The organism is Herbiconiux liukaitaii (assembly GCF_041927495.1).
GTDB lineage: Bacteria > Actinomycetota > Actinomycetes > Actinomycetales > Microbacteriaceae > Herbiconiux > Herbiconiux liukaitaii.
In genome coordinates this window covers 220,016-238,543 of the sequence record NZ_JBHFHG010000006.1, presented here as the reverse complement: position 1 = coordinate 238,543, position 18,528 = coordinate 220,016, and the positions used below count along the sequence as shown (strand labels likewise).

Sequence of the window (18,528 nt, the reverse complement as noted above, 5' to 3'; positions counted from 1 at the left end):
CCTCCCCCGCACCCGGCTCACCTCCCGCGCGGCTCCACCCGCACTCCAAGCACTGGCTGAGCCCCGGGCAGGAGGGCAGGGCCTGGCGGGCGTCAGGACGGGAGGGGTGGGGAGATGGGTGGGACCTGGCGGGAGAAGGCGTCGAGGCGCTCGGCGTCGGGGAGGGCATAGACGCGGTCGACGAAGGTGCTGTCGAACGACGTGACGATGGGGAACTCACCGATCGGGATGATCGAGTGCACGACCCGGTCGTCGTAGACGTCGACGATCGAGAATGACTGACCACCACCGAGCCCCCGGAGCGCACCCTTCGGACCCGCGACATCCATGGTGTAGCAGGTAGCGGCGGCGACCGAGACGGGGATGCCCGCGAAGGTGCTCGTGGTGGAGTAGTGCAGGTGGCCACCGAGGATGGCCCGCACATCGGTGCCGGTGAGCACGGCCTCGAGCTCGTGCTGGCGCTGCAGCTCGAGGATGGGCATGAGCGGGAGCGTGGTCGGCACGGGCGGGTGGTGAAGGGCCACGATGGTGCCCTGCGGGGCGGGCTGCGCGAGTTCGTCGCGCAGCCACTGCAGCTGCTCCGCGGAGAGTTCGCCGTGGTGGTAGCCGGGCACCGTGGTGTCGAGGGCGATGATCCGCAGCCCGCCGAGCATGATGCTCGACACCACCGGGTCGGTGATCGGCTGCTCGTCGAGGAGCTCGGTGCGCAGGCGCGCCCGGTCGTCGTGGTTGCCCATGACCCACAGCACCTCGGCGCCCAGTCGAGCCGCCGCCGGTTCGACGAGAGCCCGGATGCGCCGGTAGGCGTCACCCTCCCCCAGATCGGCGATGTCGCCCGTGAACACGAGCGCCTCCGGCCTGATGCCGGACTCCTCGAGCTGGGCGAGCGCTCGGGTGAGGGTGGCATCGGTGTCGATCGCGCCGTGCAACGGCTTCCTGTCGGCGAGGAAGTGCGTGTCACTGATGTGGACGATCGTGTGCTGAGGCTCGCCGTACTGGGACATGACCCCAGTCTCTCAGAACCCACCGTCGCGGCCGGGTCGCCGCCCTCCGGGCGACCGGCCTCGAGGAGAACGGCCGATGAACGCGGGATGACGGCCTGCGCCTCACGAGCGCAGCCACCCGGACAGCGCCTCCCGCGCGGCGCCCTCGATGGCGAGGGCCCCCAGCACCGCCTGGACCTCCTTGGGCGACAGCCCGGATCGCCGCGCCAGATCGTCGACACTCCTCCCCGCCCGACGGCTGAGCGCATCGAGCACCCGCCCAGCCCGCCCGGAGTCGCGTCCTCGCGCCGCTCCACCTCTGGCTTGGGCATCGGCTCCGGCCGAAGATGCCACGGCTGTATCGGCGATCGGTGCGGAAGTCCGTCCCGAAGCGTCCGCCACCCCGGCTGACTCGACGGCACCGCCATCCACCCCATCGAGCAGCGTCGGCTGAGGGGTCGGCCGGCCCCTCACCAGCTCGGCGACCTCCTCCGCCGACGTCACGCACACGGCGTCGTACTCACGCAGGAGGCGGTGGCATCCGGCCGAGTTGACGCTCGTGACCGGCCCGGGAACCGCACCGAGCGGCCGACCGAGCGCCGCAGCGTGACCAGCGGTGTTGAGCGAGCCGGAGCGATGCCCGGCCTCCACCACCACCGTCGCCCCCGCCGTCGCCGCGATGAGTCTGTTGCGCTGGAGGAAGCGCCACCGGGTCGGCGCCGCTCCGCACGGCAGCTCCGACACGACGGCACCCGAGGCGATGATCCGACGCAGCAGGTCGCTGTGCCCACTCGGGTAGAGGCGGTCGACTCCCCCGGCCAGGTACGCGATGGTGCCGCTGCCCGACGCGAGGGCGGCTCGGTGCGCCATGCCATCGATGCCGTAGGCGGCACCGGAGACGATCGAGAAGCCGCGGTCGCTGAGGCCGGCGGCCAGATCCATGGCCATGTGGTCGCCGTAGCTCGTGGCGTCGCGCGATCCGACGAGGGCGATCGCCCCGGACGGATCGACGAGGTGCGCGAGATCGCCCCTCACCCAGAGGGCCAGCGGCGCGTGAGGCCCGAGGTCGTCGAGCCCCGCCGGCCAGCCGCGATCCCCGGGAACGACCAGGAGGGCGCCGCAGTGGGCCGCAGCGGTCAGCGCGTTCAGCACAATCGTCGACGAGAGGCGAGGCCTCCACCGCTCCAGAGCCGTCGCGATCTCCGCCGTCGACAGCTCGGCCCGGATGTCGGGCGGCAACGCGGCGGACCACGCGTCGGGCGGCATCCGCTCGAGGAGCATCGAGAGCGCCCGATCCGCCCCGAACTCGCCGACGAGCAGCCCGGCGACCACGTCCCCCGGCTCCACGAGACACGACCACGCCGCCCGAGCGAACCGCTCGGCCACCGAGGCGACCCCTGCCAACGCCGAGGCCTCGCCGCCAGCTTGACCGGATGACGTAGCCGCCGCCGCTGATCCGGCGCTCACGGCCGATCCCTCCACCGACGAGACGTCACCGCGACCATCGAACGACGACGGAACCCCCTTCGATCCGGCAGTCGCCGCCGAACCGGCACCCGCGGCCGATCCCTCCACCGAGGAGACGCCTCTTCCACCGTCGAGCGACGATGAAGCCGACCCCGATGGGTCGGCCGCCATCGACTCGTCGGCTGCCGGGACCTCAGGTGCGGTCTCCGCACCGGGATGCGGGACCAGGACGACATCCCCCACGGCGGCGGGCTCAGATCTTTCTGCGGCATCGGCCGGCGCTTCGCGCTCGGACGGGGTGTGCATCTGCAGCTGCGATCGCACGGCCGGATCCGTGACCGCCCGCACGGCCGCCTCGACGCGCGCACGGTCTAAGTTGTGCAGCCTCATGTCGACACCGACTTGCGAAGGAAGAGCGCACGCCCGATGTGATCGGCGGAGGGCGCGGATGCCGTGTCGAGATCGGCCAACGTCCACGCCACACGCAGCACGCGGTCGTAGCCGCGCATCGTGAGCGTGCCGCGTTCGAGAGCACGGTCGATGGGCGCAGTGACCGCCACCGGCAACCGCCGCGCCCCCGACCGGAACCACGACCCCGGCACCTCCGCATTGGTTCGCCACGGCGTGTTCGCGAGCCTCGCCGCCGCCACCTCGCGCGCCCCCTGCACCCGCAGTCGAGCAGAGGCCGTGGTCTCGTGCGAGGGCTCCCCCGCCAGGCGGATCGCAGCCGTCGTGACCCGGTTGACCCGCAGCTGCAGGTCGACCCGGTCGAGCAACGGCCCGGAGAGCCTCGCCAGATACCTCCGCCGCGCGATCGACGTGCACACGCAGGCGATGTCGGAGGTGCCGTGCTGCCCGCACGGACACGGATTGGCCGCGAGCACGAGCTGGAAGCGCCCGGGGAAGTGCGCGACGGCACTCGCGCGGTGGATCGTGATCGTTCCCGACTCGAGCGGCTGCCGGAGGGCGTCGAGCACCGACGCCGCGAACTCGGGCGCCTCGTCGAGGAAGAGCACCCCGTGCGCGGCACGAGCAGCAGCACCCGGACGGATGATCTTCGACCCCCCGCCCACGAGCGCGGCCGCCGACGACGTGTGGTGCGGGCTCTCGAGCGGCGGACGCACCACGAGCCCGTCGAGCGTGCGACCCGCGAGCGAGGTGAGCGACGTCACCACGAGAGACTCCTCCGGCGAGAGATCGGGCAGGAGCGCCGGCAGGCGATGCGCGAGCATGGTCTTGCCCGCGCCGGGCGGCCCCAGGAGGAACAGGTGATGCGCACCGGCCGCGGCCACCACGAGCGCCTCCACCGCATCCGGATTGCCCACGACGTCGGCGAGATCGCCGGCGACCGGCTCGGGAGCGGGAGCGGCCTTGAGTACGAGCGGCTCGAGCTCCTGCGGTTCGAGCGCGGCACCGTGCAGGATGAGCGCATCCCGCAGCGACGCCACGGTGGTGACCTCGACGTCGGGCACGAGCTGCGCTTCGACCTCGTTGCCCCGAGGCACCACGAAGCGCCGGTGCCCGGCGGCACGCGCGGCCACGATGGCGGGCAGCACTCCCTGCATGGGTCGCACCCGCCCATCGAGACTCAGCTCACCGAGGTGCACGACGTCGGCGATGGCCGCATGGTCGATGCACCCGTCGGCCGCGAGCACCGCGACGGCGATCGCCAGGTCGTAGGTGGAGCCGTGCTTGGGCAGCGCCGCGGGCGACAGGTTGACCACGATCTTCTTCGCCGGCAGCGGGCTCCCGCCGTTGGCCGCGGCGGCACGCACCCTGTCCTTCGCGTCGGAGAGCGCCGCATCCGGGAGCCCGATGAGCTGGAAGCCCGGGATCGCATCCGCGATGTGCGCCTCGACCTCCACGACAGCGCCCGACATGCCGAGCAGCGCCACCGAGAGCGTGCGCGCCACCATCACTGCACCTCCCGCAGATGCTCGACGCTCGGCGCCGCACCACCGCGGCTGGGGGCGATGACCCCGAGCACGTCGATGCGCGTGCGCACCGACCGCAGCTCGGGATGCGCCGCGAGATAGGCCGCAGCGAGCAGGTGCAGCCGTTTGAGCTTGGCGGGCGTGATGGCCTCGAACGGATGCCCGTAGGCCACCGACGACCGCGTCTTGACCTCGACCACCACGAGCTCGGGCCCGTCGCGCGCCACGATGTCGATCTCACCGACCGGGCACCGCCAGTTGCGCTCCACGATGTGGAACCCCGCGTTCGCCAGATGCTCCGCCGCGATGCCCTCACCGCGCCGCCCCAGGGCGTCTTTCTCCTTCATAGCTGCCTCCGCGACCAGGATGCGCGCGCGAGAAGCGCAAAGGGCCGCAGGGCGGAGATCTGTGGAGAGAGGAGAAGAGCGCTCCGCCTGTGGAGGAGCCGCAAAGAGGCGCCCTAGCGCCAGAAGCGACGACTACTCGTCGAGCGCGAGCTCCTTGGGCAGCTCGAAGTCCTTGCTCGAGAGCTCCTCGACGTTCACGTCTTTGAAGGTCAGCACCCGCACCGACTTCACGAACCGGTCGGAGCGGTAGACATCCCACACCCACACATCGGTCATGGTCAGCTCGAAGTAGAAGTCGTGCTCGGTGTCGCGACGGGCCAGCTCGACCTCATTGGCGAGGTAGAAGCGGCGCTCGGTCTCGATCACGTACTTGAACTGCGAGACGACGTCGCGGTATTCGCGGTACAGCGCCAGCTCGACCTCGCGGTCGTAGTCTTCGAATTCGTCCTCGTCCATCGTGGCTCCAGTCTAAGCCGCAGACTCGTCGGCTCGGGACGGGTCGGCGAAGAGCTTGGTGAGCCAGGTGTGCCGGTGCAGCTCCGACGCCCCGCGCTCGAGCAGCGCATCGCGGTGCTGCTCGCTCGCATAGCCCTTGTTGCGCACCCAGCCGTAGTGCGGATGCGCCGGGTCGTGCCCGATCATCAGACGGTCCCTAGCCACCTTCGAGATCACGGATGCCGCCGCCACCGACGCGCAGTCGCGGTCGGCCTTGACCTGGGTGCGGATGCTGAGCGGCGTCGTGAGCGCAGGGCTCAGCCAGTCCCAGTGCCCATCGAGGATGATCGTGGCGGCCATCACATCCACACCCGCGGCGTGCAGGTCGGTGAGCGCGCGCTTGCCCGCCAGCCCGAGGCACGCACTGATGCCGAGCCTGTCGATCTCCTCGGCCGAGGCGTAGCCCACGGCGCTCGCGAGGCTCCAGGAGGCGGCGATCGGGGCGAGTTCCTCGCGGCGGGGCTCGGAGAGCATCTTCGAGTCGCGCAGTCCGGCGGGCACCGATCGGGTGCGGCGGACGTCGATGACGCAGAGCCCCACGGCCACCGGGCCGGCGAGCGCCCCGCGGCCCACCTCGTCGCAGCCGATCACGAGCCCGCTGTGGGCGGGCACGGCGCCGTCAAGACCACCAGCCGCGGCATCCGAGCCACCGGGCGCACCCTTCCGCACGATCGCACGCTCGAGCCGCAGAGTGGGGTCGGCGACCGCCACTACTCGCCGCCCGACGTGGTGGGCGCGGGGGCGGGCTCGACCGCGTCGGTCGCATCCGGCACCGACGTGAAGACCGAGCCGAAGTTGTCGAGCCAGGTCCAGTGATCGACAGGCCAGGTCACGAGCACGGCACGCCCCACCACGTTGTCGATGGGCACGAAGCCGCGGCCCGGCTGATCCTGGTTGAAGCGCGAGTCGGCGGAGTTGTAGCGGTTGTCTCCCATCACCCAGAGCGAACCCTCGGGCACGACGACGTCGAACGGGTCCTGCGAGACCGCGGAGACGCCATCGGGGAGCTTCAGGTACGCGGCCTCGTCGAGGGGCACATCGTTCACGGTCATCTGGCCGAGCGCGTTGCAGCACACGACGTGGTCGCCCGGCAGGCCGATGACACGCTTGATGAGGTGGTCGTTGGCGTCGTCGGCGGCCAGACCCACTCCCTCGAGGAACCAGTCGAGGGCGGCTGCGAGCGGAGCCTTCTGCGGCTCGGCGACGGCGGGGAGCCAGCCACCCGGATCCTTGAACACCACGACGTCGCCGCGCTCGAGTGGGATGATGCCGGGCTCGAGCTGGTTCACGAGGATGCGGTCGTTGACCTGCAGCGTGTTCTCCATCGACCCGGAGGGGATGTAGAACGACCGCACGAGGAACGTCTTGATGAGCACCGAGGCGAGCAGGGCCACCACGAAGATGATGAGCAGGTCGCGTGCGAAGAGCCACGCGCTGCGCTGCCGCTTCGAACGCCGCTGTTCGGCGGTCTCTTCGCCCTCGGCGTGATCGTATGAGGGCACCCCGTCATGGGGGGCTGTGATGTCTGTCATTTAACCGCCTGAGCTCCCGAACCACTGTAGTGGCCGGGAGCTCAGGAATGCCCTCACCGCCTGCGCTGCACGCGGTGAATTCGGAGGCTACGCGTCGCGCTTCTCCTTGATCTTGGCCTTCTTGCCGCGGAGGGCGCGGAGGTAGTACAGCTTGGCGCGGCGCACGTCGCCGCGGGTCACGATCTCGATGTGGTCGATGACCGGGGAGTGCACGGGGAACGTGCGCTCGACGCCGACCTGGAAGCTGACCTTGCGGACCGTGAAGGTCTCGCGCACGCCCTCGTTCTTGCGAGCGATGACGACGCCCTGGAAGATCTGGATACGCGAGCGCGTACCTTCGATGATGTTCACGTGCACCTTGACGGTGTCGCCGGCACGGAAGTCGGGGATGTCGCTGCGGAGCGACGCCGCATCGACTGAGTCGAGGATATGCATGGTTGTTCGCAATCTGTACCCGCCACAGGTCGAGCACGGCTTCGTTGTCAAAAGATGATGTGCCCGATGAACGCTGGCTCCCCTGTGGCAGAGCCGGGCCGTGGCACAAGGGGTAATTATGTCACAGATGCGTCCTACCCCGCAAAGGAGCCTCGCGTGCGACGGTCCGCTAGATGCGCGGAGGGGTGCGGGCGTCGCCCGTGGTCTCGATCACGATGTACTCGCCGTCGATCCGCGCCGGCCGCTGAGGGTTCTGGATGCGGGTCGCCTGCTCCTCGAATCCCGCGATCGCCGAGCGCACCCGCTTGCGGGTCTCGACGACCAGCTGCAGCACGCTCGACCAGAACAGCGCGATGAGCGCCACGATCGAGAGCGTGCCGAGGATGGCCGTGGCGGGGGTGAAGAAGCCGACCGCGATCACGAGGCCCTGCAGCACCACGAGCAGTGCGACGTCGAGCCACGAGACGGCTTTCGCGGCCCGCACGTCTTTGCGCGCGAAGATGAGGCCGGCGGTGGCGAGCATGCCGACCGTGAGCATCATGACGCCCACGATCAGGCCGATGATCTGCCACCCGGTCGCCGCGAAGACGCCCCAGCCGACGAGGATCCACGCGGGCAGGATGACCGCGGCAGGAAACTGCCAGTAGAAGAACGCACGACGGATCAGCACCCCTCCAGAGTATTGAGGCTCTCCGCATGTTGCCTGTGACTCGGGTGTATAGGGTCTTCATGGGTGCCGTCACCGTGCGCCCGCCGTGCGTGAAAGGGATTCAGGATGATCGAGCTCAAGACCCCGGCCGAGATCGAGCAGATGCGGCCGGCGGGCGCCTTCGTGGCGTCGGTGCTGACCGAACTGGCCTCACGCGCCGCCGTGGGGGTCAACCTGCTGAAGCTCGACAAGATCGCGCACGACATGATCAAGGCCCGCGGCGCTGAGTCGTGCTACATCGACTACCACCCCTCGTTCGGTGCCTCGCCCTTCGGCAAGGTGCTGTGCACGAGCGTCAACGACGCCGTGCTGCACGGTCTCCCCCACGACTACGCGCTGCGTGACGGCGACGTGCTGAGCCTCGACTTCGCCGCCTCCGTCGACGGCTGGGTCGCGGACTCGGCGCTCACCGTGATCGTGGGCACGCCGCGCTCGGCGGAGGACACCCGCATCATCGAGGTCACGACCGCCGCTCTCGCCGCCGGCATCGCGGCCGCTCAGCCGGGGGGACGCCTCGGCGACATCTCCGCAGCCATCGGGGAGGTCGCCAGCGCGGCCGGCTACGGCATCAACACCGACTTCGGCGGTCACGGCGTGGGCCGCACGATGCACGGCGACCCGCACGTGCCGAACCAGGGTCGCGCCGGGCGCGGACTGCCGCTGCGGGCGGGGCTCGTGATCGCGATCGAGCCGTGGTTCCTCGAGACCACCGACAAGATCTACACCGACAAGGACGGCTGGACGCTGCGATCGGCCGACGGATCGGTGGGCGCGCACATGGAGCACACCGTGGCGATCACGGAGGACGGGCCGCTGATCCTCACCGCCCGGGGCTGACCGCCCGGGGCTGACCGCTCGGGGCTGAGCTACTCCGGCGGCAGCAGGTCGGGCCGCACCCGGCGCGTGCGCTCGAGCTGCTGGTCGCGGCGCCAGGTGTCGATGGCCTTGTGGTTGCCGCTCAGGAGGATCGGCGGCACCTCGAGCTCGCGCCAGACCGCGGGCTTGGTGTAGCTCGGGTACTCGAGCAGGCCGTCCTCGTGCGACTCCTCCACGAGGCTCTCGGGGTTGCCGACGACCCCGGGGATGAGCCGTCCGATCGCCTCGATCATGGCCATCACGGCGACCTCGCCGCCGTTGAGCACGTAGTCGCCGATGCTCACGAGACGCACCTCGGCGCGGGCGGCGGTATGGTCGAACACCCGCTGATCGATGCCCTCGTAGCGGCCGCAGCCGAACACGAGGTGCTCGCGCTGGGCGAGCTCGCGCGCCATCTTCTGCGTGAAGACCGTGCCCGCGGGCGAGGGGAAGATGACGACCGGCGCCTCGGAGCTCGTCCCTGGCGCCTCGAGGATGCTGTCGAGCGCCTCACCCCAGGGCTCCGGCTTCATCACCATGCCGGCGCCGCCTCCGTAGGGGGTGTCGTCGACCGTGCGGTGACGGTCGTGCGTGAACTCCCGGAGGTTGTGCGCCGCCACCTCGAGGATGCCCGTCTGGCGGGCCCTGCCGAGGAGGGAGATGTCGAGCACGTCGAAGAACTCGGGGAAGATCGTGACGACATCGATGCGCATCCTCAGAGCCTAACGGCGAGCCCCTCCTTCACGTGGCGGGCCGACCAGCGGTGCTCCTGCCGGCCGACGAGCGCCCGGATGACCGCGATCACCCGCGGCCACTCCCCCATCACCTGGTCGAAGCTGAGGCGCAGCACGAGGTAACCGGTCTCGACGAGCGCGAGGTCGCGGCCGCGATCACGCGCGTAGGCGGTGGCGCCCGAGTGCCACTCGCGGCCGTCGACCTCGAGCACGAGGCGGTCGCCGATGAGGATGTCGACGCGGCCAGCGCCGGGGATCTGCACCTGGGAGCGGTACGGGATGTTGCAGCTGTGCAGGCCGAGCCGCGCCTTCGTCTCGAGACCGGAGGCGGCATTCGGGTCGGTGAGCTCGAGGTAGGCGCGGAACTTGGCGGGCAGGTACTCGGCGAGGAACTCGAGCTCGACGCGGGTGATGCGGCCGGAGTGGAGCGCGGAGTCGAGGGTGACGATCGCGTCGTCGCGGGGCTGGCACGTGATGGAGTGCAGGAGCGCCCAGGTGAAGGTGTCGACGGGACCGTCGGGCTCGGCGAGGGTGGCGCGGTGCGAACGGTGGAGGGCGATGCCGAAGCGCTCGGGTCGGCCGAGGGGGATGCGGCGGTCGTGCGGCGACGAGAGTTTCTGGGCGTTCGACGGGACGCGGATGTGCAGGCGCGAATCCCGCTGGCACCACACGTTCTCGCGCTTCAGCACGGACAGACAGCTGAGGCGGCCGCCGACTCGGACCGCCTGGACCACGTCGGTCGGGGCGTCGGGAAGGGCGACCCACCCCCGACGCAGGCGGAGGATCGAGCCGCGGCGGACCTCTTCGTCGATGATCGCCGCGGGGAAGCCCGCTAGGGCGAGGCTGGCCGTCGAGGCGACTCCACCGTGGGTGCTCAGGTGGTCACGGACGTGAGACATGCTCGGTATTGTGGCATGCGTCCCGATAAGTACAGAAATGCGAGGGACCGACGCCGTATATGACGTCGGTCCCTCGCATTCTGTTACTTACCGGGAGTTTCGGGCTCCGCGGGCGCGGTCGGCTCGTCCGGGTCGTCGGGGAGCTCCTCGAAGAGGCCCGCCGGGGGCGTGACCGTCACGATGCCCGCCGCGAGGTCGACCGACGGCACGATCTCCTTCACGAAGGGCACCATCACCTCGCCCGCGTCGGTCTTGACGATCAGCAGGTCCTGCGCGGGGAAGTGCTCGACGAGCTTGACCGTTCCGACCTGCACCCCGTCGCGCTCCACACGGAGCCCCACGAGCTGGTGGTCGTACCAGGCGTCCTCCTCATCGGAGGTGTCGTCACCGGCCTCGAGGTCGATCCAGAGGATCGCCTTCACGAGCGCCTCGGCCGCCGAGCGGTCGGAGACACCCGCGAAGAAGCCGACCGGGTGGCTGTTGTACCACCGCAGTTCGGAGAGCTCCAGCGTCTTGCCGTGCCACGGCGAGCTGGTCGGGACCTGGAGGCTGAACACCGCGCCCGGAACGAAGCGTCGTTCCGGGTCGTCGGTGAACAGCTCCAGCTTGATCGCACCCTTGAGGCCGTGGGCCTTCGTGAGGCGACCCACTCGCAACTGGGTCTTCTTGTTCTCAGTAATCGGTGTCCACCACGTCTACACGCACGCGCTTGCCATCGGCCAGCGCGGCCACGAGGGTGCGCAGCGCCTTGGCGGTGCGACCCGAACGACCGATCACGCGACCGAGATCGTCGGGGTTCACACGAACCTCGAGGACCTCGCCGCGCGGGGAGCTCTTCGTCACGACGTGGACGTCGTCAGGATTGTCGACGATGCCCTTGACGAGGTGCTCGAGAGCCGGAGCGAGCAAGGTCAGGCCTTGTCCGCGGCGTCGTCGGCAGCCGGAGCGTCGGTGGCCTCAGCGTCGGCCGAAGCCTCCGCGGGTGCCTCGACGGGAGCGGCCTTCGGCTCTGCCTTGGGCTTGAGCACCGGCTTCTTCTTCTCGTCGGCCACGAAGGCTTCCTTCTCGGCCTTGACGCGCACGGTCGACACGGCGTCCTTGTCGCCCTTGAACTTGCCCCAGTCGCCCGTGAGCTTGAGCAGCGCGGCGACCTGCTCGGTCGGCTGCGCGCCGACGGAGAGCCAGTACTGGGCGCGGTCGGAGTCGACCTTGATGACCGAGGGCTCCTCGGTGGGGTGGTACTGACCGATCTCCTCGATCACGCGACCGTCGCGCTTGGTGCGCGAGTCGGCGACGACGATGCGGTAGTAGGGCGCACGGATCTTGCCGAGGCGCTTCAGACGGATTTTGACAGCCACAATTCTCCTGTGTGATGTATTCGGTGGGCGAACTGACAGCCGTGAGCGTGGGGGCACACTCGGCAAAAGCTCTAGGGGAATCTGCCCGCCAGATTAGAGGGTCGGGCGAGAACAGACTCGACTGGCTATTCTGACAGACAACACGCTCGAAGCGGTAATTCTGGAAGGCAGTGCATGGAGATCAGGTTCACCGACTCGGAGCGCTCCACCCTCGGGATCGAGTGGGAGGTCGCTCTGGTGGAGCAGAGCTCGGGTGATCTGGTGTCGGTGGCGGCCGAGGTGCTCGAGGCTCTCTCGGGGTCCGACGGCTCGCCTCACGCGCAGATCACGGGCGAGCTGCTGCTCAACACCGTCGAGCTCGTGACCCGTGTGCACCACCGCGTGGCCGACGCCGTGGCCGACCTCCAGGGGCAGCTCGCCGAGGTGCGGGCCATCACCGATCCGCTCGACGTGGAGCTCATGTGCGCCGGATCCCACCCCTTCGGCCAGTGGTTCGAGCAGACCGTCACCGACAAGGAGCGCTACCACAAGCTCATCGACCGCACCCAGTGGTGGGGTCGCAACATGATGATCTGGGGCATCCACGTGCACGTCGGCATCGACGACCGCGAGAAGGCACTGCCCATCGTGAACTCGCTGCTCAACTACTACCCGCACCTGCAGGCGCTGAGTGCGTCGAGCCCGTTCTGGGGCGGCGTGAACACGGGATACGCGAGCAACAGGGCGCTCATGTTCCAGCAGCTGCCCACCGCCGGCCTGCCCTACCAGTTCGGCAGCTGGGCGAACTACGAGGAGTACGTCGACGACCTCCTCAAGACCGGCGTGATCAGCGATCACACGGAGGTGCGGTGGGACATCCGCCCGAGCCCCCAGTGGGGCACCGTGGAGATGCGCGCGTGCGACGGCCTGTCGAGCCCCGAGGAGATCGGCGCGGTCGCTGCGCTCATCCAGTGCCTCGTCGACGACATGTCCGAGCGGCTCGACGCCGGCGAGGAGCTGCCCACGATGCAGCCGTGGTTCGTGCGCGAGAACAAGTGGCGGGCGGCGAGGTACGGCATGGAGGCCGAGATCATCCTCAACTCCTCGGGCGACGAGCAGCTCGTGACGGATGCGGTGCGCGGCGAGCTCGAGCGCCTCGCCCCGGTCGCCGAACGGCTCGGTTGCGCCGCAGAGCTCGACCAGGTCAACCTCATCCTCGACAACGGCGCCAGCTACCAGCGCCAGCTGCGTGTGGCCGAGCAGAACGGCGGCAGCCTCCGGGCGGTGGTCGCCTCCCTCACGAAGGAGCTCAGGAACGGTCTGACGGGCTAGCCGCTCACCTCGTCGCGCCAGGCCACCAGGTCCTTCACGCCCTGCAGGTCGATGTCGGGGCCCGTGATGCCGAGAGTGAAGAGCGTCACCCCGTTCTCGAGCTGCTCGTCGAGCTGCTCCTTGGCCTTGCCATCGGCACCGCGCGTGCCGGTGGAGATCTCGATGTCGGAGAAGTCGCGGCCGACCTTGTCGCACCATTCGCGGAGCACGACGAGCTTGCGCTGCAGGGTCTCGACATCCGAGAAGGAGTGCCAGATGTCGGCGTGCTGGGCCACAATGCGCAGGGTCTTCTTCTCGCCACCGCCACCGATGAGCACCGGGATGTCGCGCGTGGGAGCGGGGTTGAGCTTCGCCCAGCGCGCCTCGATGCGGGGCAGGGCCTCGGAGAGCGCATCGAGCCGCTGCCCGGCTGTGCCGAACTCGTAGCCGTACTCGTCGTAGTCGCGCTCGAACCACCCGGAGCCGATGCCGAAGACGAGCCGGCCCTCGTCGCCCAGGTTCTTGGCGCTGATGTGGTCGACGGTGCGGGCCATGTCGGCCAGCAGGTCGGGGTTGCGGTAGCTGTTGCAGGTCACGAGCGGCCCGAACTGGATGCGGGAGGTCTGCTCCGCCCAGGCGGCGAGCATGGTCCAGCCCTCGAAGTGCAGACCGTCGGGCTCGCCCGAGAGCGGGTAGAAGTGGTCCCAGTTGAACGCGATGTCGACGCCGAGGTCTTCGAGGGCGGCGAGGGTGTCGCGGATGGTCCGGTAGTCGGCGTGCTGAGGAGCGATCTGCACGCCGATGCGCACAGGGCGGGAGGGAGTCGTCATGCTGTCAGCATAAGCATGCGAGCTGCCTCTCGCCCTCCTCTCAACGCAGGAAGCGCTGCAGTGCCTCGAGCTCCTCGGGGCTCGGGTTCTGCGTGCCGTCCGCGGCCTTCGAGCCGAGGCCGAAGCCGGCCCCTCCCCCGTTGCCCGCGGCGATCGCCGGCTTCTCGCCCGAGGCGCGCAGGGCGTTCTCCTGCGCACGCTTGGCCGGGTTGCCCGACCGCGATCCGCTCTTCTTCTTGGCCTGCTGCTTGCCGCGGCCGCCGCCGAAGCCTGCACCCGGGATGGGGCCCATGCCTGGCACGTTGGGCATGCCGCCCTTCGCGACCGTCTTCATCATCTTCGAGGCCTGCTCGAAGCGCTGCACGAGGGAGTTGACGTCGGTCACGGTCATGCCGGAACCGCGCGCGATGCGGAGGCGCCGTGATCCGTTGAGGAGCTTGGGGTTGGCGCGCTCGGCCTTGGTCATCGACTGGATGATGGCCTCCGTGCGCACGATCTCCTTCTCGTCGAAGTTCTCGAGCTGCTGCTTGAGGCCGCCGGCGCCCGGGAGCATGCCCATCATCTTCTTGATGGAGCCGACGTTGCGCAGCTGCTGCATCTGCTTGAGGAAGTCGTCGAGGGTGAACGAGTCGGTGGCGAACTTCTCCGCGACCGCACGCGCCTCGTCTTCGTCGAACGCCGACTGGGCCTGCTCGATGAGCGAGAGGATGTCACCCAGGTCGAGGATGCGCGAGGCCATGCGGTCGGGGTGGAAGGGCTCGAAATCGTCGAGCGTCTCGCCCGTGGAGGCGAAGATGATGGGGCGGCCCGTGACCGAGGCCACCGAGAGGGCGGCACCACCGCGGGCGTCGCCGTCGAGCTTGGTGAGCACGACTCCCGTGAAGTCGACGCCCTCCTGGAAGGCGCGGGCCGTGGCCACGGCGTCCTGACCTATCATGGCGTCGATGACGAAGAGCACCTCGTCGGGATTGACGGCCTTGCGGATGTCTGCCGCCTGCTTCATCATGTCGGCGTCGACACCGAGACGACCGGCGGTGTCGATGATGACCGTGTCGTACTGCTTGTCGATCGCGAACTTGATGGAGTCCTTGGCCACCTTGACCGGGTTGCCCACGCCGTTGCCCGGCTCGGGCGCGAAGACGGGCACACCCGCCTGGCCGCCCACGACCTGCAGCTGGTTGACGGCGTTGGGGCGCTGGAGGTCGGCGGCCACGAGGATCGGCGTGTGGTTGTCCTTAGCGAGCCACTTCGCGAGCTTGCCCGCGAGGGTCGTCTTGCCGGCACCCTGGAGGCCGGCGAGCATGATGACGGTCGGCGGCCGCTTGGCGAACTCGAGTCGGCGCTGCTGGCCGCCCAGGATCTGCACGAGCTCCTCGTTGACGATCTGCACCACCTGCTGGGCGGGGTTGAGCGCCTTGTTGACCTCGTCGCCGAGCGCGCGATCGCGCACCTTGCCCGTGAACTCCTTCACCACGTCGAGCGCGACGTCGGCGTCGAGCAGGGCGCGGCGGATCTCGCGGACCGTCGAATCGACATCCGCGGGGCTCAGCTTGCCCTTCGTGCGGAGGTTCTTGAAGGTTTCGGCGAGCCTGTCCGAGAGATTTCCAAAAGTAGCCATCGTGCGCACAGTTTAACCGCTCCGGCGATGTGCTCGCTGAAGGGCGTGGGCATCACGGGTCGTGCGATACTAGTTAGCGGATGAGAACTATGACTGCGACCGAGCTGTGAGCGCGATGTTCCGCTCGCTCGCGAGCATCGACTACCGCATCTGGTTCGCGGGCGCTCTGGTGTCGAACATCGGCACATGGATGCAGCGCACGGCCCAGGACTGGATCGTGCTCACCGATCTCACCGATCACGACGCCGTGGCCCTCGGCATCACGACGGCCCTGCAGCTCGGGCCGCAGCTGCTCATGGTGCCGATCTCGGGGCTGATCGCCGACCGCTTCGACCGCCGACGCACGCTCATGGTGACGCAGGCGGCGATGGGTGTGCTCGGGCTCGCCCTCGGCATCATCGTGGTGACCGGGCTCGCGCAGCTGTGGATCGTGTACGCCTTCGCCCTGCTGCTCGGCATCGCCTCGGCGATCGACGCGCCCGTGCGGCAGACGTTCGTCTCCGAGCTCGTGTCGGGCAAGGACGTGGGCAACGCCGTGGCGCTCAACTCGGCCTCGTTCAACGCGGCGCGCACCGTGGGGCCCGCGATCGCGGGAGTGCTCGTGGTGGTGATGGGGGCCGGCTGGGTGTTCGTGGTCAACGGCGCGACCTTCGCGGCCGTGCTCGTCTCGCTGCGCTTCATCCGCCCGTCGCGGCTGCGGCCGGCCGAGCGGGCGCCTCGGGAGAAGGGGCAGCTGCTGGAGGGGTTCCGCTACGTGCGGGGCAGGCCCGACCTGATGATCGTGTTCGTGATCGTCTTCGTGGTGGGCACCTTCGGCTTCAACTACGCGATCTTCACCTCCACCATGGCCACGATCGAGTTCGGGCTCGACTCCGCCGGGTTCGGACTGCTCACGGCCGTCATGGCCGTGGGGTCGGTGGCGGGCGCGCTCGTGTCGGCGAGCCGCGACAAGCCCCGGCTGCGGCTCGTCTTCGTGGCGTGCGCGGCCTTCGGGGTGTGCGCTCTGCTGGCTGCGCTGGCGCCGAGCCTGTGGCTGTTCGCCGGGGCGCTCGTGCTCATCGGGTTCGCCGGGCAGATCCTCATGACCACGGCCAACGGCACCGTGCAGACCACGACGGATCCGCGCATGCGCGGGCGGGTGATGGCGCTCTACATGGCGATCTTCATGGGCGGGACCCCGGTCGGGGCGCCGCTCATCGGGGCCGTGGCGAACACGTTCGGGCCGCGGTGGGCGCTCGGGGTGGCCGCGCTGGCGGGGGTCGTGGCGTTCGGGATCGGGGTGGGGTGGCTCGTGGTCTACCGGGATGCCCGGCTGCGGATCCGGCCACGGCTGCGGCTGGAGTTCGGGCCTGGCGATCGGATGGCCGGGTCGATGACGGCGACCGGGTCGTTCACGGCCGTGGGCGCCAGGGAGAAGCTGGCCGAGGGGCTCGAGCTCGACGAGGCCGAGGCGCGCCGGGCCTGAGCGTCGGTGGGGGCTGGCACACTGGGCGCATGCGACACGGAATCGTCATCCTGCCCCAGGACTCCTGGCCGGCGGCCCGGCAGAAGTGGGTGCGCGCCGAGGAGCTCGGCTTCGACCACGCCTGGACCTACGACCACCTCAGCTGGCGATCGCTCGCCGGTGAACCGTGGGGAGCCACCGTGCCCACCCTCACCGCCGCGGCACTCGTGACCGAGCGCATGCGGCTCGGCACCTTCGTGGCGTCACCCAACTTCCGGCACCCCGTGCCGTTCGCCAAAGAGCTCGCGACGCTCGACGACATCGCGGGAGGGCGCGTGATCGCGGGTCTCGGATCGGGCGGGACGGGGTTCGACGCCTTCGTGCTCGGGCAGGCCGAGCTGAGCCCGCGGGAGCGCCACGACCGCTTCACCGAGTTCGTGGAGGCCCTCGACACGCTGCTCCGGTTCGAGGACGGGACGGAGCTGGACGAACCCGGTGCCGGTGCCGGCGCCGGCGGGTTCTCGTTCGAGGGCTCCTGGTACACGGCCAGGGAGGCCCGCATGGTGGGGACTCCCGCTCAGGCACCGCGGATGCCGTTCGTGCTCGCGGCGAACGGGCCGAAGGGGCTCGCACTCGTGGCGCGGATCGCCGACGGGTGGGTGACCACCGGTGGCGACGGACTCGTGGGCGACGAGTGGTGGCGCAAGGTGGAGCAGCTCTCGGCGCGCCTCGACGAGGCGGTGGCCGCGAGCGGGCGCGATCCGCTGGCCGTCGACCGCTACCTCTCGCTCGACTCGGGTGGGCTGTTCTCGTTCGAGAGCGCCGACGCCTACGAGGATTCGTGCGGGCGGGCCGAGGCGCTCGGCTTCACCGACGTGATCAGCCACTGGCCGCGCGCCGAGGGCATCTACGCAGGCACGGAGGCCGCGTTCGAGGAGGCCGTCGCCCGGGTGGTCACGCGCCCCTGAAGGCGGCGTGGAAGAGTGACCAGGCGCGGCGGGCCACCTCGGCGCGGTCGGCCTGCGGGGTGCGGCCGAGCACACCCGCGAGCATCGAGATGGCGAGCATGACATCGGCGCCCGCGACCTGAGGGCCGATGCGGCCGGCCGCCTTGTCGCGCTCCACGAGGAGGTCGACGACGGCCTGCACACGCGTGCCGAGGTGCGCCACCCGCTCGTCCTCGGGGTCGGCGGTGACGAGCTCGATGAGCGCCTTGGAGACGAGCGCCTGCTCGGTCACCCGGGCGAGCAGGTCGTCGAGCGTCGACTCCGGCGCCTCGGCGACCCGCTCGAGCTGCTCGATGTTCTCGTCGAAGACGGCGACGGCCAGGCTCATGCGATCGGGGAAGTGCCGGTAGAGACTGCCCTGGCCCACGCCCGCTCGTTTGGCGACCGCGCTGAGCGGAGCGTGCAAGCCCGTGTCGGTGAAGATCTCCCGTGCCGCCGCCACGAGCGCGCGCCGATTGGCGGGCCCGGCACTCGGGCCCCGGTTCTCTTTCGGCGCCACGGTCACGGGTGTAGCCTACTTGCGGACAATGTTGTCCGGTAGGCGGCTCGGCGACCGACGGAGCCGCGATCCGACCAGAAAGCGACCCCACC

Annotated in this window: 21 protein-coding genes; 4 read left to right on the top strand and 17 right to left on the bottom strand. The window is 69.8% G+C overall.

The window, feature by feature from the left end:
* Positions 1-92: 92 nt before the first annotated feature.
* The 9 genes from ACEXQC_RS13545 to ACEXQC_RS13505 all read right to left on the bottom strand — a co-directional run bounded on the left by ACEXQC_RS13545 (position 93) and on the right by ACEXQC_RS13505 (position 7,863).
* Positions 93-1,004 carry a phosphodiesterase gene (locus ACEXQC_RS13545; RefSeq protein ID WP_374823157.1) on the bottom strand — a complete coding sequence of 304 codons (912 nt, stop codon included), beginning with the start codon at positions 1,002-1,004 and terminating at the stop codon, positions 93-95.
* A 102-nt stretch (positions 1,005-1,106) separates the two neighbouring features.
* Complete coding sequence (gene dprA, locus ACEXQC_RS13540) at positions 1,107-2,840, bottom strand: DNA-processing protein DprA (protein WP_374823154.1); 1,734 nt, start codon at positions 2,838-2,840, stop codon at positions 1,107-1,109.
* A complete protein-coding gene (locus ACEXQC_RS13535; protein WP_374823151.1) occupies positions 2,837-4,369 on the bottom strand; it encodes a YifB family Mg chelatase-like AAA ATPase in 1,533 nt (510 codons plus the stop codon). The genes dprA and ACEXQC_RS13535 overlap by 4 nt, the downstream gene beginning before the upstream one ends.
* Positions 4,366-4,731, bottom strand: a complete 366-nt coding sequence (locus ACEXQC_RS13530; RefSeq protein WP_374823148.1) for a YraN family protein — start codon at positions 4,729-4,731, stop codon at positions 4,366-4,368. Before ACEXQC_RS13530 ends, ACEXQC_RS13535 begins: the two co-directional genes overlap by 4 nt.
* Positions 4,732-4,863: 132 nt before the next feature.
* Positions 4,864-5,187: a DUF2469 domain-containing protein gene (locus ACEXQC_RS13525; RefSeq protein WP_291043932.1), complete on the bottom strand. Its 324-nt coding sequence runs from the start codon at positions 5,185-5,187 to the stop codon at positions 4,864-4,866.
* A 12-nt stretch (positions 5,188-5,199) separates the two neighbouring features.
* Positions 5,200-5,937: a ribonuclease HII gene (gene rnhB, locus ACEXQC_RS13520; RefSeq protein ID WP_374823144.1), complete on the bottom strand. Its 738-nt coding sequence runs from the start codon at positions 5,935-5,937 to the stop codon at positions 5,200-5,202.
* Entirely contained in the window at positions 5,937-6,758 is an 822-nt protein-coding gene (gene lepB, locus ACEXQC_RS13515; RefSeq protein ID WP_374823141.1) for a signal peptidase I, read from the bottom strand. The genes rnhB and lepB overlap by 1 nt, the downstream gene beginning before the upstream one ends.
* An 87-nt stretch (positions 6,759-6,845) precedes the next feature.
* Positions 6,846-7,193: a 50S ribosomal protein L19 gene (gene rplS / locus ACEXQC_RS13510; protein ID WP_374823138.1), complete on the bottom strand. Its 348-nt coding sequence runs from the start codon at positions 7,191-7,193 to the stop codon at positions 6,846-6,848.
* Positions 7,194-7,362: 169 nt separating this feature from the next.
* Positions 7,363-7,863, bottom strand: coding sequence for an MFS transporter (locus ACEXQC_RS13505; protein ID WP_374823136.1), 501 nt, complete (start codon positions 7,861-7,863; stop codon positions 7,363-7,365).
* 105 nt (positions 7,864-7,968) lie between these two features.
* Here ACEXQC_RS13505 and map point away from each other — a divergent pair, with 105 nt between their 5' ends.
* A complete protein-coding gene (gene map / locus ACEXQC_RS13500) occupies positions 7,969-8,739 on the top strand; it encodes a type I methionyl aminopeptidase (protein ID WP_374823132.1) in 771 nt (256 codons plus the stop codon).
* 29 nt (positions 8,740-8,768) lie between these two features.
* On the opposite strand, the gene trmD is transcribed toward map, so the two are convergent.
* The 5 genes from trmD to rpsP all read right to left on the bottom strand — a co-directional run bounded on the left by trmD (position 8,769) and on the right by rpsP (position 11,748).
* A complete protein-coding gene (gene trmD / locus ACEXQC_RS13495) occupies positions 8,769-9,470 on the bottom strand; it encodes a tRNA (guanosine(37)-N1)-methyltransferase TrmD (protein ID WP_374823129.1) in 702 nt (233 codons plus the stop codon).
* Positions 9,471-9,472: 2 nt separating this feature from the next.
* Positions 9,473-10,390 carry an endonuclease domain-containing protein gene (locus ACEXQC_RS13490; RefSeq protein ID WP_374823126.1) on the bottom strand — a complete coding sequence of 306 codons (918 nt, stop codon included), beginning with the start codon at positions 10,388-10,390 and terminating at the stop codon, positions 9,473-9,475.
* Between the two features lie 83 nt (positions 10,391-10,473).
* Positions 10,474-11,070, bottom strand: coding sequence for a ribosome maturation factor RimM (gene rimM / locus ACEXQC_RS13485; RefSeq protein WP_374823661.1), 597 nt, complete (start codon positions 11,068-11,070; stop codon positions 10,474-10,476).
* A complete protein-coding gene (locus ACEXQC_RS13480; RefSeq protein ID WP_374823124.1) occupies positions 11,063-11,299 on the bottom strand; it encodes an RNA-binding protein in 237 nt (78 codons plus the stop codon). Before ACEXQC_RS13480 ends, rimM begins: the two co-directional genes overlap by 8 nt.
* A 2-nt stretch (positions 11,300-11,301) precedes the next feature.
* Complete coding sequence (gene rpsP, locus ACEXQC_RS13475) at positions 11,302-11,748, bottom strand: 30S ribosomal protein S16 (RefSeq protein WP_374823121.1); 447 nt, start codon at positions 11,746-11,748, stop codon at positions 11,302-11,304.
* A 174-nt stretch (positions 11,749-11,922) separates the two neighbouring features.
* On the opposite strand from rpsP, the gene ACEXQC_RS13470 reads away from it, so the two are divergent.
* The gene (locus tag ACEXQC_RS13470) at positions 11,923-13,059 is read left to right on the top strand and encodes a glutamate--cysteine ligase (protein ID WP_374823118.1); all 1,137 of its coding nucleotides are present in this window, start codon (positions 11,923-11,925) and stop codon (positions 13,057-13,059) included.
* Here the strand turns inward: ACEXQC_RS13470 and ACEXQC_RS13465 are convergent.
* Positions 13,056-13,868, bottom strand: a complete 813-nt coding sequence (locus tag ACEXQC_RS13465; RefSeq protein WP_374823115.1) for an LLM class F420-dependent oxidoreductase — start codon at positions 13,866-13,868, stop codon at positions 13,056-13,058. The genes ACEXQC_RS13470 and ACEXQC_RS13465 overlap by 4 nt on opposite strands.
* A gap of 40 nt (positions 13,869-13,908) precedes the next feature.
* Positions 13,909-15,486 (bottom strand): signal recognition particle protein, encoded by a 1,578-nt coding sequence (ffh, locus tag ACEXQC_RS13460; protein WP_374823112.1) that lies wholly within the window; start codon positions 15,484-15,486, stop codon positions 13,909-13,911.
* Between the two features lie 106 nt (positions 15,487-15,592).
* On the opposite strand from ffh, the gene ACEXQC_RS13455 reads away from it, so the two are divergent.
* Positions 15,593-16,951, top strand: coding sequence for an MFS transporter (locus ACEXQC_RS13455; protein WP_374823109.1), 1,359 nt, complete (start codon positions 15,593-15,595; stop codon positions 16,949-16,951).
* Between the two features lie 29 nt (positions 16,952-16,980).
* Complete coding sequence (locus tag ACEXQC_RS13450; RefSeq protein ID WP_374823106.1) at positions 16,981-17,898, top strand: LLM class flavin-dependent oxidoreductase; 918 nt, start codon at positions 16,981-16,983, stop codon at positions 17,896-17,898.
* Here ACEXQC_RS13450 and ACEXQC_RS13445 read toward each other — a convergent pair.
* Complete coding sequence (locus ACEXQC_RS13445) at positions 17,885-18,442, bottom strand: TetR/AcrR family transcriptional regulator (RefSeq protein ID WP_374823103.1); 558 nt, start codon at positions 18,440-18,442, stop codon at positions 17,885-17,887. The genes ACEXQC_RS13450 and ACEXQC_RS13445 overlap by 14 nt on opposite strands.
* Positions 18,443-18,528: the final 86 nt, after the last annotated feature.